Here is a 14,990-nt window from a genome sequence, read left to right as displayed (position 1 = left end):
ATCCTGAAATAACAAAAAATATGTCAACACCAATAAACCCCGATGGGAATAAATCGCTCCCAGCATGGAATATAAGTACAAGGATAACAGCTATTGCTCTTAACCCATCAATATCGGAACGGTAACGCATGAAATTACCTTATAAATGCACTTAATATAAGGCCTCTTGCGAGGCTTAACGTTTTTCTCGTCCGATCACTTTATCAGCCGCCACGCGGGACAGGAAGCCGGAACGGCTACCGTACTCAGGATGCGCAGCGACAAACTGATCGATACGGCGGATCAGCAACGAGGGGAGTGTGACGTTGATTTTTTCCGCTTTCCCCATTAACCGGGTAACGTCCACATCAACCAGCGCCCACACTACGCCTGCATAATCGGGATCTGCCAGCCAGTTTTCCACGCTGGTCGCCTCCGGCACTGCTTCGCCATCTTCCACCAGTAATTCTATATGTGCGTCGATAGCCTCACGTACGCTCTCAATCGCATCCTGATAGCTGTCGCCGCCAGAGAAGCAGCCGGGAATATCCGGGACGCGAACGCCGAAGGATGAATCGCCTTTATCAATAGCAACAGGGTATAACATTTAAACCTCCAGTAGGTGGGGCTTAAAGCCCCGCCTGTTTTTTGATACTTTTTAGTGTTGGTAGCGGTATGTCCTTTTGGGGATGTTTTACCGTTACCAGCCCTTTTTTCGTTGGGTGCTTGAACTGGTGATGGCTACCTTTAACTCTCACCAGATACCACCCATCGGCTTCTATCATTGCTATTGCATTCCTGCTATCCATCCTCCGGCTCTCTGTGTTGTTTTTATGGGGTTATAATAACCCTTAGTGTGCTGGCGGTCAAGTGATTTGGGGTTATAGGGGTTATTTATTTCGTAGCGTTTTAATCATGGAGTGCATTTTGCCGGATAGTTCCTTCATTTCATGGGAGATGTCTTGCGGTGAAAAATCTGGATGTTTCTCTATCATTTCCACCATTTGTTCGAGCATATGGGCGCGTGTAGCAAGTTCTGTTATTGAAGCAAGGCGGTTATTTTCACTTTCACTCCCCCATTCATCTTCGGCATAGGATTCGAACTCAATGAATGTATATGGGGGTTCGTGATAGACCTTAGTAAGGTGTTGTGGTAACCAGTCTTCTCCGGTGACGATATCGGCATCAAAAGGAACTGTTTTGTCAATCTCTTGCAACTTGACGATTAATTCAGATGTTTTCATAATTTATTCTCTCCATGTAAATCAATCAGACGCGATTCCCATTGCTCAATAATTTCACGTTTCTCTCTCAGATAATCGTAACGATCATAGTGTTTGGTCGATACCCCTGGTTTTTTGTGATTTTGTAATCTGTCGCGCATTTCTGAACTGATCCCCATATCCCCCGCCAAAGTTTTGAAGGTGCGACGAATATCTCTGGGGGTGAACTTCTCAAAACCGGTTAGTTTGCAGAATTTTCGTAACTGCTTACTATACTCAGCAGACAGCAAATGACCTTCTTTGGTATTGCCGGGGAATAGAAAAGCCGCGTCTGGGTATTTTTCCCTTTGGCGTTTCAGGATCTTCATGGCAGTTTTGTTCAGCGGAATAACGTGAAAATCACTATTTTTTGATATGTGTGGGGGGACTGTCAGAGTCATGTTTTTCTCATCCCACTGGTCGCTGGTATTGGTCATTATCTCCCACGGACGCTGACCGGCGCTAAAGATACACAACAAGAGCAGTTGAGCGAAGTCAGGATGTATAGGACAAGCTGATTCCGGTACTATTAGTAATCGCAATAGCTCGCTGAGTTCGTCCCATGACAAAAAACGATCCAGAGCCTTATCTGCGCCCTTTTGCGGTGGAATGACACTTACCGGGTTTCGGTCAAGCCCGTAAATGGTTTTCCCGTTAACGTTCGCCGGATCGTTGTCAGCGAATAGCCCAAAATTGAATACGGCATGAAGATTAGCTCTGACCTTATTTGCCCCGGCATTTGCTCCACGTTCTATGAACTCAGCAAGAACATGCTTTATCTGAACTGGTGTGATTTCTTTAGCTGGTGTAGCAGGGTCAATGTACTTACTGGCTAACACCTGGTTGAGCCTGCTGTTAGTTTTGTCATAAGATCGATGCCCTAGCTTTTTCTGGGCGGTGATGTAATCGTCAAACAGTTGTTTTATACTGGCATGAACTGTAATTGATTTTTGTGGCTCGGTGAGATTTGCGGCTGCGGTAAGGGCCTTTGCCGTGGCATCGGCAAGGGTGAGTGTGGGAAAGTCACCCAAGTTAACGAACTTTTCTTTTCCGTTGAGGAAATAACGATACACGAAGGTCTTACGGCCCGAAGGATAAGTTTTTAACCCCAGCCGACCAGTCCCTCTTGTTGCGGATGCCTGCCATGTATAGTAGGCGGAGGTCTTGGGTTTTAGTCCGCGTATTTTGCTGTCAGTGAGTAGTGTGCTCGCCATAGTTTTAAGGTCAAGTTACGGGTCAAGTTAGGCAGAAATGATATGAAACTACGTGACACCATACAACACTTAAAACTTGTTTAAAAACATAATATTGAAACTTAATGAAATCGGCGGAAACTAGCTAAAACCGCGTCGTAGCGCCCTTCTAAGCCGTAGGTCACAGGTTCGAATCCTGTAGGGCGTGCCATTTTCACTTCTTCTGTCGTCTACTAAAGTACACAAAACCCCAGTCAGTAAGCACCCTCCCGCGAATCTCGTTATCTCAACGTCTACTAACATCTATTGAAATCAATAATCATGTGGGGGTGCATTTGGGGGTAGTTTCCCGTTCAACGAAATGAGATACCCCCAAATTGAAACTAAATGCCCGCACAGTGGACACTTCAAAGGCCAAAGATAAAGCCTACAAGCTCTCTGACGGCGGCGGTCTTTACCTTCTCGTTAACACCAATGGCTCACGATACTGGCGCTTAAAGTACCGCGTTGCCGGAAAAGAAAAGCTGCTGGCGCTGGGGGTATATCCTGATGTCTCTCTGTCCGATGCCAGGGCGAAGCGTGATGAAGCAAAACGCACTTTAGCTGCTGGTGGTGATCCGGGTGAAGTTAAACAGACGGAAAAGCAGGCTAAGATTCTGGCGGTCAGTAACAGCTTCGAAGCACTGGCGATTGAATGGCATGAGCATAAGCGTCCCAACTGGTCACAAGGCTATGCCAGCGACATTCAGGAGTACCTGCAGAAAGATGTTTTCCCATTCATCGGTAAACGCGCCATCGCGGAAATCAAAGCGGCAGAAATGCTGCTGGTGCTCAGAAAGATGGAGCAGCGCGGCGTTCTGGATAAACTGAAGAAAACCCGCCAGGCTTGCCGTCAGATTTTTACCTACGCCGTCATCACCGGCAGAGCAGAGCATAACCCTGTTACCGATCTCGCTGGCGCACTAAAAGCGCCAAAGCAAAAGCATTTCCCTCATCTTCTCACCGAACAGATTGGCGGCTTCCTTCGCGCACTCAGTGAATACACTGGCAGTAAGGTTACACAAAATGCCACCCGGCTGTTGATGCTTACTGGTACACGCACGATTGAATTACGTGCTGCTGAATGGACTGAGTTCGATTTAGAGAAAGGAATCTGGCAGATACCTGCAGAACGGATGAAGATGCGCCGCCCTCATGTAGTGCCGCTTTCCATCCAGGCGAAATCTCTCCTTGAAGAAATCCACCAGCTGACGGGAAGAGGGCGCTATGTGTTCCCCGGGCGCAACGATGCTGGGAAGACGATGAGCGAGGCGAGTATCAATCAGATGATTAAACGCATCGGCTATGACGGCAAAGCTACCGGTCACGGCTTCCGGCACACTATGAGCACCATTCTGCATGAGCAAGGCTACAACACAGCCTGGATTGAAACGCAATTGGCTCACGCAGATAAGAACAGTATTCGTGGCACCTACAATCACGCCCAATATCTGGATGGTCGCCGTGAAATGCTTCAATGGTATGCCGATTATATGGATGCGCTGGAGAATGGTGGAAACGTAGTTCATGGTTCGTTTGGGAAGCGTGCTTAAAACACTGGAAAAGTAAACAGTAGTGATCTATATTGCACACCAGTGGATATTATTTGCTCTTTAACAAGGTATCCGGTGAAGCACCGGAAGCTGGCACAGCTAAAGTCAGTAGAGGCCAAAGCCTGAAAAAGGCTGATGCTCTTTTCACAACGGACATGGAGTCCTACGTCGCTGAAAAGCGAAACCCTTATTTGCTCTTTTAAATTCTGAATCCTTTGCCCTATGCCGAAAAGGTGTCTGGCCAAATCCTATGCGTTTCGCTTTTTGTTTGTTGAGCATGGGTCAAGACAGTTTTTCACGTTTCAAAGGATTTAGGCTCTTTTAAAGCCATGGCACTCCTGAATCAGGAGAGATCGATGAGAAGCGATCATAGTTCACCCAGTAAAGGGTAAAAGCAGCATCCATGGCGCTGCTAGAACATAGCCATGTACTTTAAAATCTATTAATTAGGTCATCATACCTTGCATCTGAACGTGCTAAATTTGATCTAAACCCAATCTATAGTACTCATAACCACACATGCTAATCATGTTGTGGCTTTTCGCGTATCAAAAATCTGGAATTTTAATAAGCCCTTTCTGTCTGGATTGGGCTTTTTTTATGTCTGAAAAACATGGAGCCGACATGACAACATCTAAAAAGTTAGTCCGCCTTTCAGAAGTATTAAATCGCACCGGTTACAGTCGCGCTTGGATTTACAAATTGATTGCTCAGGGACGATTTCCGCAGCCAGTGAAGATTGGATCACGTTCAATTGCTTTTGTCGAAAACGAAATTGACGAATGGATTAATCAGCGCATTGCTGAATCTCGCAGAGAGGTGGCTTAATGGATAACCGCCCATTACAGGCGGCTAATCAGGGAGCTGGCGCATCTGATTTTACGCCTGCCACAGTCATTAAGCCATCACCCAAGAAACACCGCGCTCGCGTCTACATGTTGCGTACCGGCGTTAACGGCTTCACTGAGAATGAGATCCTACGCTACTGCCGTTTATCCAGCGCCCGTAATTACGCGACAGAGCTGGAAAGAAGGCTTGATATTCGTCTTGAGCGCATCGACGAGCCTAACGGTGATGGCATTGGTAGCCACTTCCGTTACCGGATCACCTGTCGCGCTGACGTGATGCGAGTTATTCAACTGGTTAATAGCAATGCCGCTGCTGGTGGCTATACCGGCCTGTCTCAGCATGAGATTAACGACATTCTTTCCCTCTACCCAGATGCTTTCAACGCCGCTTAACGGAGCCTGACAAATGGAAACTGAAAAAAGCAGATTAATTTCTGAGGCCGTCCCTCAGCTCGCCACCAGCATCAACGATATTTCAACCCATGACTTTGCCGATATTGTCCCGGTTATTTCCGGTCAAATCGGTGGGCGTGAGACCAATATTGTTAGTGCAAAAGCTCTGCATAAAGCATTAGGCGTGGGTAATGACTTTTCTACCTGGATAAAACTCCGCATTGATGAATATGGGTTTACCCACGGTGCTGATTACGTGATTTTTGATTCCTCAGATTTCAGGAATCAAAGTGCAAATATTGCACAGGCTGGGCGCGGATGGGTAACGCAGCGCGGCGGTGATCGTCGCAGTAAGGATTATGGCCTTTCGCTTGGGATGGCAAAAGAAGTGGCAATGGTTGAGCGCAATGAGCAGGGCCGTGCCATACGCCGCTACTTCATCCAGTGTGAAGAGGCGCTACAGCGTAGCGTGCCTGAGATTGCCGCACAGTATCGCCACCAGCTTAAAGCCCGCCTGAGTGCCGCTAACATGTTTAAGCCGATGTGCGCCGCTCTGGATGTTGCCCGTGCAGAACAGGGAAAACAGACTTTACCCCGTCACTACAGCAACGAGAGCAACATGATCGCCCGTATTGTCTTGGGTGGTCTCACAGCTAAACAGTGGGCGCAGGTGAATGGCGTTCAGGGCGAACCACGCGACGGCATGAATTCATCCCAACTGGAGCACCTCACCTATCTCGAAAGCACCAACATCACACTGATTGATATGGGCATGGACTATGACCAGCGGAAAGACGAACTGATGCGCCTGTCTCAGCGGTGGCTGGCTAAACGCCTGGAGGCAGCCCATGACTAAGCCCACCAGAAATCCAACCCCAAACGTGCGCTATCAAGATGCCAGCGGCGCGATGGTCACAGTACACAGCGTGCAATTTAATCGCGTGACCTTCTATAGGGATGGTTATTCAGCACCCTGCAAGCAGTCACTGGAGCGCTTTATGCGTGAGTTCAAAGAGGTGAAGCCATGATTACCGTCCAGAGTAAGCGATTCCCGCTGGCTGGCCTGTTAGTGAATGCTAGTCCAGAGAACCTCACAAAACCTGACATCCACTCAGCCAAAAGTTTGGCTTTGTGCCTGACTGAACCGCCCCGGGAATCCTGGAGACTAAACTCCCTGAGAGAGAGGTAAACAGGATGACTAAAAATACACGTTTTTCCCCCGAGATACGGCAGCGTGCCGTCCGCATGGTTCTGGAATGCCAGGACGGATATGACTCACAGTGGGCAGCCCTGAGTTCCATCGCCCCTAAAATCGGCTGCACGCCGGAGACCCTGCGTATCTGGCTGCGTCAGTATGAACGTGATGCCGGTGGCGGTGATGGTGGTCTCTCCACCACTGAGCGCCAGCGCCTGAAAGAGCTGGAGCGTGAGAACCGCGAGCTGGGGCGAAGCAATGATATCCTGCGGCGGGCCTCAGTTTATTTTGCGAAGGCGGAGTTCGACCGCCTCTGGAAAAAATAGCCCTCCTGGTGGATACCCTGAGCGATGAATACGGGGTCGGACCGGTATGCCATGAGCTGGATATCGCCCCGTCGTCATACTACCGCTACCGTGAATATCAGCTGCATCCTGACAGACGTAGCCATCGCGACCAGCGTGATGAGAAACTGAAGCAGGAGATACAGCGCGTGTACGACGAAAACTACGGCGTCTATGGTGTTCGCAAGGTCTGGCGCCAGCTGCTACGGGAGGGCTTCAGCGTGGCCCGATGCACCATCGCGAGGCTGATGAAGTCCATGGGCCTAACCGGCGTACTGCGAGGTAAAAAGGTGCGAACCACCGTCAGCCGTAAGACCCCTGCCGCGCATGACCGGGTGAACCGTCAGTTCGTGGCTGAACGCCCTGACCAGCTGTGGGTGGCAGACTTCACGTACGCCAGCACCTGGCAGGGCTTCGCATACGTAGCGTTCATTATCGACGTGTTCGCCGGTCGCATCGTGGGCTGGCGGGTGTCATCGTCGATGGAGACGACGGTCGTGCGGGATGCGCTGGAGCAGGCGCTGGGGGCCCGTCGGCCATCAGGAACCATCCATCACAGCGACAAAGGTTCACAGTACGTGTCGCTGGCCTACACACAGCGGTTGCAGGAGGCGGAGCTTCTGGCTTCAACGGGAAGCACGGGTGACTCTTATGATAACGCGATGGCCGAAAGCATCAACGGCCTGTACAAAGCGGAGGTGATACACAGGCAAAGCTGGAAAAACCGCGGCGAAGTGGAGCTGGCGACGCTGGCGTGGGTGGACTGGTACAACAATCGCCGGCTGCTGGAAAGACTGGGGCATATCCCACCGGCAGAAGCCGAACGGGCATATTATGCTTCCATCGGGAATAAGGATCTGGCAGCCTGAGTTCCCAACTAAAATACTCTCCCGGAAAACCGGGGCGGTTCAGCGACCATTATGGTTAAGCGTTCACCAGAACCCAACATTGGCTCAAGATAAAATGATCTCCACTGACCTTTGATGCCAGGCATAGGAGGTATGTTTTTAATCAAAAATTCAAGGTTGAGCATTGTAGTTCATCTGCTGCTGTTGAGGCTTAATCTGCTCATAAAGTATCGCACCTAAAGACTCAATTCTACCGGCTAAGAATGAAATTAGTTCGCGTTTTACTGGGTCGGCTATAACGTTAGATACATGAACTTCCAAGTTATTGACAGAAGCGCTCGCATTATTTACTACCCAAGAGTTAGCCTCATTGGCTGTTTTTTGAACTAGTAGCTCATCACTGTAATCAATGTCGTTGATGGCAACTTGCAACAACTGATTAGAATAATAATCGATTCCAAAACAATCTTGTTGAATCTGCGAAGAGATAGCAGATTCATGGTCAATCAAAGCAAACGTCTCACCGTTGAATAAGATATTTCCATTGCTGCGGTCATCCATGGCAATCCACTCATCGAAAAATGCTGCGGCCTTGAGAAGTGGCCACTGCGCAAGCCTTTCCTTAATACCTTTATTCTCGTGATCAATGATGTATTGGTGGAAGCTGGGGTATGCAGCATCTACGCTGCCGAAGTAATACTTACCAGACTCATCAATAAGCAATAAGGGCTCAGGGATTGGAAGGTCAAGCAAGCGGCCAATAGCAGCACAAACTAACTCAACGGAAAGGGCGCGGGGTTCCAATTCTTTGGCAAAAACGACCAATTCCTCAGTTGTGTCAATACCATTGCGGCTTTGTTGAATAAATCAGCTTCAGGACGAGTGACTCTGTAGCTGACCGGGTTTTCAGGCAATACGCACGCTTTCTGGCATACCAGCCTTCGTTATTTTATTCAGCGCACGCACCATGCCCAAAGCCTCTGCTACCTGACCATCGTAATCACGCAGCGTCAGTGAACCTCCGAACAGTTGCTTTACCCTGTACATGGCCGTCTCCGCTATCGAGCGACGGTTGTAATCTGTTGTCCATTTCCACCGGGCATTACTCCCGGTCAGCCGCTGATTCGCTACTGCACGGTTACGGTCTGCGTACTCTACGGGCCAGTAACCCGCTCCTTTTCGGGGCGGGATGAGGGCACTGATTTTCTTGCGCCGCAGTTCATCGTGACAGAGTCGGGTGTCGTAAGCGCCGTCTGCTGCGGCTGCCCTGATTTTTCTGTGTGTCTGCCGGATAAGACCCGGGAAAGCTTCTGAGTCCGTGACGTTGTTCAGAGACAGGTCCGCGCAGATGACTTCATGTGTTCTGCTGTCAACGGCCAGATGCAGCTTCCGCCAGGTACGACGGCGCTCTTTGCCGTGATTTTTGACTTTCCATTCGCCTTCACCAAAAACCTTCAGCCCGGTGGAATCAATCACCAGGTGTGCGATTTCACCCCGGGTGGGTGTTTTGAAACAGACATTAACCGACTTTGCCCGCTTGCTGACACTGCTGTAATCCGGGCAGCGCAACGGAACGTTCATCAGGGCAAAAATGGAATCAATAAAACCCTGCGCAGCCCGCAGGGTCAGCCGGAACAGGCGTTTAATCATCAGGACGGTGGTGATGGCAAGGTCAGAATAGCGCTGAGGTCTTCCCCGTGATGAAGGCGTTGCCGACTCATACCAGGCATGAGTCGCTTCATCGTCCAGCCAGAAAGTGAGGGAGCCACGGTTGATGAGGGCTTTGTTGTAGGTGGGCCAGTTGGTGATTTTGAACTTTTGCTTTGCCACGGAACGGTCTGTGTTGTCGGGAGGATGCGTGATCTGATCCTTCAACTCAGCAAAAGTTCGATTTATTCAACAAAGCCAAAATGGTGATGTCGCCGCTAATGATCAGAGCCATCGCCTCAAAAGAATATATATGATTATTGAGCTGAGTTTTGGGGTTGCGCTCAACTAAAACCGGTTCGTCAAACCCTCTTTCCACTAACAATTTTCGGTATTCTTGTTCGGTCATTATCACCTCCTGAGCATGATCCTAATCTAAGCATAAGACAATGATGTCACGGCACTAATTTTGAGTCTCACCTCAGCACTAAAACGCCGGTTAGCAACGAGTCAGAAGAGCAAAAGAGATGAGTATAATCAGATTACTACGGTTTATTCACGGTTAGCGTTTGGCCGCTGATAAGAGTGGTTTCCTGAAAAATGGCTGCCGGTAGGGTAATAACCGCTAAATATTTTGCCCGTGGATAACACCAGGGTGCATTAATGTAACGTGCTGGCCCACGGCGGAAAAACATGGATACAATCTATCTGAAGACGGAAGAATTTAAGGAATGCTGAAAGAAAAACCGCTGAAAAGAAAAGCATATAAACTTAATGAACCTGAATTACTTTACCGCTGATTACGTTGATAAATATTGACTTTCAGTCAGGAAAGTTATATTTCTAACAAGCCTGCCTATCTGTTAGAAACAGAATCGCCAGTGAGAAGTTTAGTTAGCGTTAATTTCAGCATTAAAATCCAAAAATTGAGCCTTAAATTATACGGCAATATCAACCTCTGCGTATTCTCGCTGATAATCCTACCGGCATAAACAGCCTAATAATGAATCACGACAGCGAAAAATATTACGCCAGTTAAATTACTACGGCTCGGCTATCCTGCAGCAGGCGCTAAGAATTATTAAACAAGCCGGGGGCATTAAGCCCGGACAGAAAATAAATACTGAACCCAGCCGGTAACGGCGACGCTTTTTTATGCCAGGCCGCGTCTACGATGACTCACAACCTGCTTATCGCTTCCCAGCCCATGGTGCCGTTGCTCTACAGGTAGCTATAAAAAACATCACTAAAAATTCCTCATCCGTGTTTTTAAGACATAAAAAACCCCGACACAGTATGCCGGGGCGGGTGGCTTAAAAAGAATATGCGCTATTCTTTTTATTCAGACTTACGTCCGCCGCCATGGCTATTGTGACCGCCTTTTTTTCCAGCTTCTGACGCTTTTTCACGATCGTTCGCGAAATTGCCGCCGCTGTGCTGTCCACCTTTTTTGCCTGCTTCTGAAGCTTTTTCATGGTTCTCTGCGAAGTTACCTGAACCACCACGATGTTCGGCCATAATATCCTCCTGAACATATTGTCTTTTGTAAAATGGCAACCAGCGAAATTCTATTACGCTAGCCGTTTTGTCGTGTTGCATGAGTTAGTGTAGGCGTAAGTCCAAAGAGCGCAAATAAGTTAAAAGCGAAGCCACACTATTATAACCGAACCGGGAATGGATAAAAAAATGGCAGACATAAGAAAAAACTATGATTAATAATAAGTTATACCTACATGCCTACCGTTAAAGAAAGTCGTAAAAATTACACTTGGTTACTTATTTAAAATATATAAAATTTTTATAACCATAATAAACCGAATAACCGCAGCGGCTAATAATTCTGGAGGCTGTAACCTCCTGATATCATCACAACCCTGCTTCGTGCCGCCTGCCCCATCGGAACCATGCATTACCTGATGGAAAACACGTCCACGCTTTATTGTAGTGACACACTGAATTCGTCCGTCTGGACAACAGCGATATGCTCATCCGGGGACAGCACCGGTGAGCTAATAATAAGAAGAGGCTACGCTGACAGGACATCATCAGGCGCTCGCATAAGTACATCCTGATGAAGATATAAATGCGTCCTGAAGAAATGTGAGTGCATTCTGATGAAAATATGTTTTCAGCCAATATTTCTGTTTCGTATATAAAGACAATAGGAATCTAACCTTATAACGTAGAGATGCTTTGCATCCCCTCTGAAGATTTTGAATTTCGATCTTCAGAGGGTTCTTTTCGTGATGAAGACTGTTGTGAAAGAGACGCTTAAAAACCGGATGCTAAAGCCCACCTGAGTGAGCTTTATTGCCTCTTATTCAGGCTGCTTGTCGCCAGACTCTGATGCGCTCCCCTCATCATTCTGCTCACTCTCTTTTGGTTTAGATTGAGGTCTAACCAACCCGCGCCGTTGGGCGAAGGCAGAAGCGATTATTACCCGCCCTGATGGAAAACCAACAATAGCGCCTGAGTTCGACCCCAAATCGGCATTAAATATCAACCCTATAAACGACTTTGACGATATTGAAGCCGCTGAATTCCTCATCTGAATTAAAGTTAATTATCCATGAAAATAAATATTAATAAGATGCGAGTGGCATTTCTGGAATTATTTGAACCAGAAAAGGTTAATGGTGAAGGTGAACCACGCGCTAGCGCCTCCTTTATTTTCCCGCCCGACCATCTATGCGTAAAAGGAATTGAAGCGGCTATCGTTGGTAGCTAAGAAAAAACAGGAACCGAAAACCAACAGTATTCTCAAAACATTACGCACCGGCCTGAAAGGCTGCCTGCACGATGGCGATGAAAAAGCAGAAAACGAGGACTATCCCGGTAATAAGTTTGTCCTCGCCAGTGCCACAGGTTATCGACCGTGACCGTACCCCGTTGACCACAGCGGACGGTAAGCCGTATGTCGGTTGCTACGTTAAGGCCACCATCGAATCTGAGCGATGGGTAACAATTTTGGCAAACGTAGCTCGGTGGTGTTCAGTTCTGCCGCGATGGTGATGCATTTTCTGGTGCAGCGTTGCAACAGAAGTTGATTTTGACGATGTAAGCGAAGGCGCTGGCGCCGAATGATCTATACCCCCCGGCACTATACCGGGTGGCTGCTTAAATTAAGAACACGGATGTTTATAATTCAAGCAGAAATTTTAATTCTCCTGATGGTGTTTACAGTCTGGTGCAATAGGCTGCATTACACTTGTGATTTTTATCATTACGGTTTTTAATGGCTGAAATTTGTTTTAACACAAAATTATACTTATTGATTTTATATTTTAACTCAAGCCCCTTCCTTTCATCTGAGTGCGAAATAATCAAATCCCAACATGCTTTTGATTGTTTAACAGAAACAATTTTTTCAGCTAGCCCAGCGTATTTTGCATTATTACGAGCTAGCTCAAGAGCTGCATAGCTGCTGTTACAAAACCTTGCCTGAAAATAGTTTACTATTTGCATAAAAATCCTCATTGAATATAGTTAAATAAAAATCAATAACACAATATAAGTAAATGCTCTACCAAAAAACGGGCTTTGTTGAATAAATCGAACTTTTGCTGAGTTGAAGGATCAGATCACGCATCCTCCCGACAACACAGACCGTTCCGTGGCAAAGCAAAAGTTCAAAATCACCAACTGGCCCACCTACAACAAAGCCCTCATCAACCGTGGCTCCCTCACTTTCTGGCTGGACGATGAAGCGACTCATGCCTGGTATGAGTCGGCAACGCCTTCATCACGGGGAAGACCTCAGCGCTATTCTGACCTTGCCATCACCACCGTCCTGATGATTAAACGCCTGTTCCGGCTGACCCTGCGGGCTGCGCAGGGTTTTATTGATTCCATTTTTGCCCTGATGAACGTTCCGTTGCGCTGCCCGGATTACAGCAGTGTCAGCAAGCGGGCAAAGTCGGTTAATGTCTGTTTCAAAACACCCACCCGGGGTGAAATCGCACACCTGGTGATTGATTCCACCGGGCTGAAGGTTTTTGGTGAAGGCGAATGGAAAGTCAAAAATCACGGCAAAGAGCGCCGTCGTACCTGGCGGAAGCTGCATCTGGCCGTTGACAGCAGAACACATGAAGTCATCTGCGCGGACCTGTCTCTGAACAACGTCACGGACTCAGAAGCTTTCCCGGGTCTTATCCGGCAGACACACAGAAAAATCAGGGCAGCCGCAGCAGACGGCGCTTACGACACCCGACTCTGTCACGATGAACTGCGGCGCAAGAAAATCAGTGCCCTCATCCCGCCCCGAAAAGGAGCGGGTTACTGGCCCGTAGAGTACGCAGACCGTAACCGTGCAGTAGCGAATCAGCGGCTGACCGGGAGTAATGCCCGGTGGAAATGGACAACAGATTACAACCGTCGCTCGATAGCGGAGACGGCCATGTACAGGGTAAAGCAACTGTTCGGAGGTTCACTGACGCTGCGTGATTACGATGGTCAGGTAGCAGAGGCTTTGGGCATGGTGCGTGCGCTGAATAAAATAACGAAGGCTGGTATGCCAGAAAGCGTGCGTATTGCCTGAAAACCCGGTCAGCTACAGAGTCACTCGTCCTGAAGCTGATTTATTCAACAAAGCCCAAAAAACGATAAAAAAATCTTTAACATCCTCCCGGCAGAATAGCGCTTTTTTTGCAGGCAAAATACGCAAGGTGTCTTTATATTCAAAACATTGTGGTTAGACTTTGAAACCTATAGCGAAACACCTGTAAAGAACGGCATCCACATTGACGAAAGCGAAGCATCTGGCTCTGATGAAGGCACTACTGCGAGCAGCGGAACGTGACTGGAAGTGGATTGAGAAGTCACCGGTTATCAAGGTGCCACAGGAAAGAAATAAGCGGGTGCGGTGGCTCGAACCCGCTGAAGCTCGGCGACTGATTGATGAATGCCCCGAACCTCTTAAGTCTACCGTAGAGTTTGCGCTGGCAACAGAATTGCGCCGCTCCAACATCGTTGACCTGAAGTGGCAGCAAACCGATATGCAGAGAAAGGTAGCGTGGATACATCCAGAAAACGCTAAAGCGGGCAAGGCTATCGGCGTGGCACTGAATGATATCGCATGCAGGGTTCTTCGCGATCAGATTGGTAAACACTCTCGCTACGTTTTTGTTCACACCAAGGCAAAACATCGCCCTGACGGAACAAAAACACCAGAAGTAAGGAAAATGCGTGTCGATGATAATTCTGCCTGGCGCATTGGTTTGCGCAGAGCCGGAATAACAGACTTCCGTTTTCACGACCTACGGCATACATGGGCGAGCTGGCTTGTCCAGGCCGGAGTGCCGTTATCAGCATTGCAGGAAATGGGCGGCTGGGAAAGCATTGAAATGGTCAGGCGTTATGCGCATCTGTCACCCAATCATTTGACTGAGCATGCGCGAAAAATTGACTCACTTTTGGGAGGGAGCGACACAAATACGACACAAGGGGGAAATCAGATAGGGTTAAAACTTGCGTAAGCGATTGAAATATAAGCCCTACAGGATTGAATAATAACCAACAATCTATTGTTTAATAAAATTATTTGTTGGTTTCAAAATCACACATACTGAACCGCCCCGGGAATCCTGGAGACTAAACTCCCTGAGAGAGAGGTAAACAGGATGACTAAAAATACACGTTTTTCCCCCGAGATACGGCAGCGTGCCGTCCGCATGGTTCTGGAATGCCAGGA

At 48.1% G+C, this 14,990-nt stretch carries 18 protein-coding genes, 2 pseudogenes and 1 other annotated feature; of the genes and pseudogenes, 11 read left to right on the top strand and 9 right to left on the bottom strand.

Annotated features, from left to right (window positions below; genetic code table 11):
* Window positions 1–175: 175 nt before the first annotated feature.
* From H2P46_RS22630 to H2P46_RS22615, 4 genes are all read right to left on the bottom strand, one after another.
* Complete coding sequence (locus H2P46_RS22630; protein ID WP_193406994.1) at window positions 176–586, bottom strand: type II toxin-antitoxin system HicB family antitoxin; 411 nt, start codon at window positions 584–586, stop codon at window positions 176–178.
* Between the two features lie 22 nt (window positions 587–608).
* A complete protein-coding gene (locus H2P46_RS22625; RefSeq protein ID WP_012906750.1) occupies window positions 609–788 on the bottom strand; it encodes a type II toxin-antitoxin system HicA family toxin in 180 nt (59 codons plus the stop codon).
* Between the two features lie 81 nt (window positions 789–869).
* A complete protein-coding gene (locus H2P46_RS22620; RefSeq protein WP_193406993.1) occupies window positions 870–1,223 on the bottom strand; it encodes a hypothetical protein in 354 nt (117 codons plus the stop codon).
* Window positions 1,220–2,455, bottom strand: a complete 1,236-nt coding sequence (locus tag H2P46_RS22615; RefSeq protein WP_193406992.1) for a tyrosine-type recombinase/integrase — start codon at window positions 2,453–2,455, stop codon at window positions 1,220–1,222. The genes H2P46_RS22620 and H2P46_RS22615 overlap by 4 nt, the downstream gene beginning before the upstream one ends.
* Before the next feature lie 356 nt (window positions 2,456–2,811).
* Here H2P46_RS22615 and H2P46_RS22610 point away from each other — a divergent pair, with 356 nt between their 5' ends.
* The 6 genes from H2P46_RS22610 to H2P46_RS22585 all read left to right on the top strand — a co-directional run bounded on the left by H2P46_RS22610 (window position 2,812) and on the right by H2P46_RS22585 (window position 7,675).
* Window positions 2,812–4,026 (top strand): tyrosine-type recombinase/integrase, encoded by a 1,215-nt coding sequence (locus H2P46_RS22610; RefSeq protein ID WP_193406991.1) that lies wholly within the window; start codon window positions 2,812–2,814, stop codon window positions 4,024–4,026.
* Between the two features lie 600 nt (window positions 4,027–4,626).
* Complete coding sequence (locus tag H2P46_RS22605) at window positions 4,627–4,854, top strand: helix-turn-helix transcriptional regulator (protein ID WP_238939085.1); 228 nt, start codon at window positions 4,627–4,629, stop codon at window positions 4,852–4,854.
* Window positions 4,854–5,267 carry a hypothetical protein gene (locus tag H2P46_RS22600; RefSeq protein WP_193406990.1) on the top strand — a complete coding sequence of 138 codons (414 nt, stop codon included), beginning with the start codon at window positions 4,854–4,856 and terminating at the stop codon, window positions 5,265–5,267. The genes H2P46_RS22605 and H2P46_RS22600 overlap by 1 nt, the downstream gene beginning before the upstream one ends.
* 13 nt (window positions 5,268–5,280) lie before the next feature.
* Window positions 5,281–6,123: an antA/AntB antirepressor family protein gene (locus tag H2P46_RS22595; RefSeq protein WP_193406989.1), complete on the top strand. Its 843-nt coding sequence runs from the start codon at window positions 5,281–5,283 to the stop codon at window positions 6,121–6,123.
* Window positions 6,116–6,295, top strand: a complete 180-nt coding sequence (locus H2P46_RS22590) for a DUF4222 domain-containing protein (RefSeq protein WP_193406988.1) — start codon at window positions 6,116–6,118, stop codon at window positions 6,293–6,295. Before H2P46_RS22595 ends, H2P46_RS22590 begins: the two co-directional genes overlap by 8 nt.
* 166 nt (window positions 6,296–6,461) lie before the next feature.
* A protein-coding gene (locus H2P46_RS22585; protein WP_420846556.1) for an IS3 family transposase occupies window positions 6,462–7,675 on the top strand; the annotation gives its coding sequence in 2 pieces (ribosomal slippage) (window positions 6,462–6,750 and window positions 6,750–7,675; 1,215 coding nt in all).
* Window positions 6,743–6,859: a sequence feature (AL1L pseudoknot), on the top strand. It overlaps the preceding gene by 117 nt.
* 150 nt (window positions 7,676–7,825) lie before the next feature.
* Here the strand turns inward: H2P46_RS22585 and H2P46_RS22580 are convergent.
* The 4 genes from H2P46_RS22580 to H2P46_RS22565 all read right to left on the bottom strand — a co-directional run bounded on the left by H2P46_RS22580 (window position 7,826) and on the right by H2P46_RS22565 (window position 10,819).
* Window positions 7,826–8,458, bottom strand: coding sequence for a hypothetical protein (locus H2P46_RS22580; RefSeq protein ID WP_193406986.1), 633 nt, complete (start codon window positions 8,456–8,458; stop codon window positions 7,826–7,828).
* 102 nt (window positions 8,459–8,560) lie between these two features.
* Entirely contained in the window at window positions 8,561–9,529 is a 969-nt protein-coding gene (locus tag H2P46_RS22575) for an IS5 family transposase (protein ID WP_193403199.1), read from the bottom strand.
* Window position 9,530: 1 nt separating this feature from the next.
* The gene (locus H2P46_RS22570) at window positions 9,531–9,710 is read right to left on the bottom strand and encodes a hypothetical protein (RefSeq protein WP_193406985.1); all 180 of its coding nucleotides are present in this window, start codon (window positions 9,708–9,710) and stop codon (window positions 9,531–9,533) included.
* A gap of 929 nt (window positions 9,711–10,639) precedes the next feature.
* Window positions 10,640–10,819: a con-10 family general stress protein gene (locus H2P46_RS22565; RefSeq protein ID WP_193406995.1), complete on the bottom strand. Its 180-nt coding sequence runs from the start codon at window positions 10,817–10,819 to the stop codon at window positions 10,640–10,642.
* Window positions 10,820–11,703: 884 nt separating this feature from the next.
* On the opposite strand from H2P46_RS22565, the pseudogene H2P46_RS23205 reads away from it, so the two are divergent.
* The 3 genes and pseudogenes from H2P46_RS23205 to H2P46_RS23195 all read left to right on the top strand — a co-directional run.
* Window positions 11,704–11,853 (top strand): annotated as a pseudogene (locus H2P46_RS23205) (DUF2800 domain-containing protein); the annotation flags it as partial.
* A 17-nt stretch (window positions 11,854–11,870) separates the two neighbouring features.
* Complete coding sequence (locus tag H2P46_RS23200) at window positions 11,871–12,029, top strand: ssDNA-binding protein (protein WP_338103685.1); 159 nt, start codon at window positions 11,871–11,873, stop codon at window positions 12,027–12,029.
* The gene (locus tag H2P46_RS23195) at window positions 12,004–12,180 is read left to right on the top strand and encodes a DUF2815 family protein (protein WP_238939084.1); all 177 of its coding nucleotides are present in this window, start codon (window positions 12,004–12,006) and stop codon (window positions 12,178–12,180) included. The genes H2P46_RS23200 and H2P46_RS23195 overlap by 26 nt, the downstream gene beginning before the upstream one ends.
* A gap of 298 nt (window positions 12,181–12,478) precedes the next feature.
* On the opposite strand, the gene H2P46_RS22555 is transcribed toward H2P46_RS23195, so the two are convergent.
* Complete coding sequence (locus H2P46_RS22555; RefSeq protein ID WP_193406984.1) at window positions 12,479–12,766, bottom strand: hypothetical protein; 288 nt, start codon at window positions 12,764–12,766, stop codon at window positions 12,479–12,481.
* 103 nt (window positions 12,767–12,869) lie between these two features.
* Here H2P46_RS22555 and H2P46_RS22550 point away from each other — a divergent pair, with 103 nt between their 5' ends.
* A complete protein-coding gene (locus H2P46_RS22550) occupies window positions 12,870–13,838 on the top strand; it encodes an IS5 family transposase (protein WP_193403199.1) in 969 nt (322 codons plus the stop codon).
* Window positions 13,839–14,025: 187 nt separating this feature from the next.
* Window positions 14,026–14,775, top strand: a pseudogene (locus H2P46_RS22545) (site-specific integrase); the annotation flags it as partial.
* Window positions 14,776–14,990: the final 215 nt, after the last annotated feature.

It is taken from the genome of Mixta mediterraneensis (genome assembly GCF_014946725.1).
GTDB lineage: Bacteria > Pseudomonadota > Gammaproteobacteria > Enterobacterales > Enterobacteriaceae > Pantoea > Pantoea mediterraneensis.
Note: the sequence above shows the minus strand (reverse complement) of the source record. Positions and strands in the feature narration are given on the sequence as shown.

Excerpts from the sequence above, each read along its gene's own strand:
- H2P46_RS22630 (WP_193406994.1), bottom strand. The coding sequence starts at position 586 with ATGTTATACCCTGTTGCTATTGATAAAGGCGATTCATCCTTCGGCGTT.
- H2P46_RS22625 (WP_012906750.1), bottom strand. The coding sequence starts at position 788 with ATGGATAGCAGGAATGCAATAGCAATGATAGAAGCCGATGGGTGGTAT.
- H2P46_RS22620 (WP_193406993.1), bottom strand. The coding sequence starts at position 1,223 with ATGAAAACATCTGAATTAATCGTCAAGTTGCAAGAGATTGACAAAACA.
- H2P46_RS22615 (WP_193406992.1), bottom strand. The coding sequence starts at position 2,455 with ATGGCGAGCACACTACTCACTGACAGCAAAATACGCGGACTAAAACCC.
- H2P46_RS22605 (WP_238939085.1), top strand. The coding sequence starts at position 4,627 with ATGTCTGAAAAACATGGAGCCGACATGACAACATCTAAAAAGTTAGTC.
- H2P46_RS22600 (WP_193406990.1), top strand. The coding sequence starts at position 4,854 with ATGGATAACCGCCCATTACAGGCGGCTAATCAGGGAGCTGGCGCATCT.
- H2P46_RS22595 (WP_193406989.1), top strand. The coding sequence starts at position 5,281 with ATGGAAACTGAAAAAAGCAGATTAATTTCTGAGGCCGTCCCTCAGCTC.
- H2P46_RS22590 (WP_193406988.1), top strand. The coding sequence starts at position 6,116 with ATGACTAAGCCCACCAGAAATCCAACCCCAAACGTGCGCTATCAAGAT.
- H2P46_RS22570 (WP_193406985.1), bottom strand. The coding sequence starts at position 9,710 with ATGACCGAACAAGAATACCGAAAATTGTTAGTGGAAAGAGGGTTTGAC.
- H2P46_RS22565 (WP_193406995.1), bottom strand. The coding sequence starts at position 10,819 with ATGGCCGAACATCGTGGTGGTTCAGGTAACTTCGCAGAGAACCATGAA.
- H2P46_RS23200 (WP_338103685.1), top strand. The coding sequence starts at position 11,871 with ATGAAAATAAATATTAATAAGATGCGAGTGGCATTTCTGGAATTATTT.
- H2P46_RS22555 (WP_193406984.1), bottom strand. The coding sequence starts at position 12,766 with ATGCAAATAGTAAACTATTTTCAGGCAAGGTTTTGTAACAGCAGCTAT.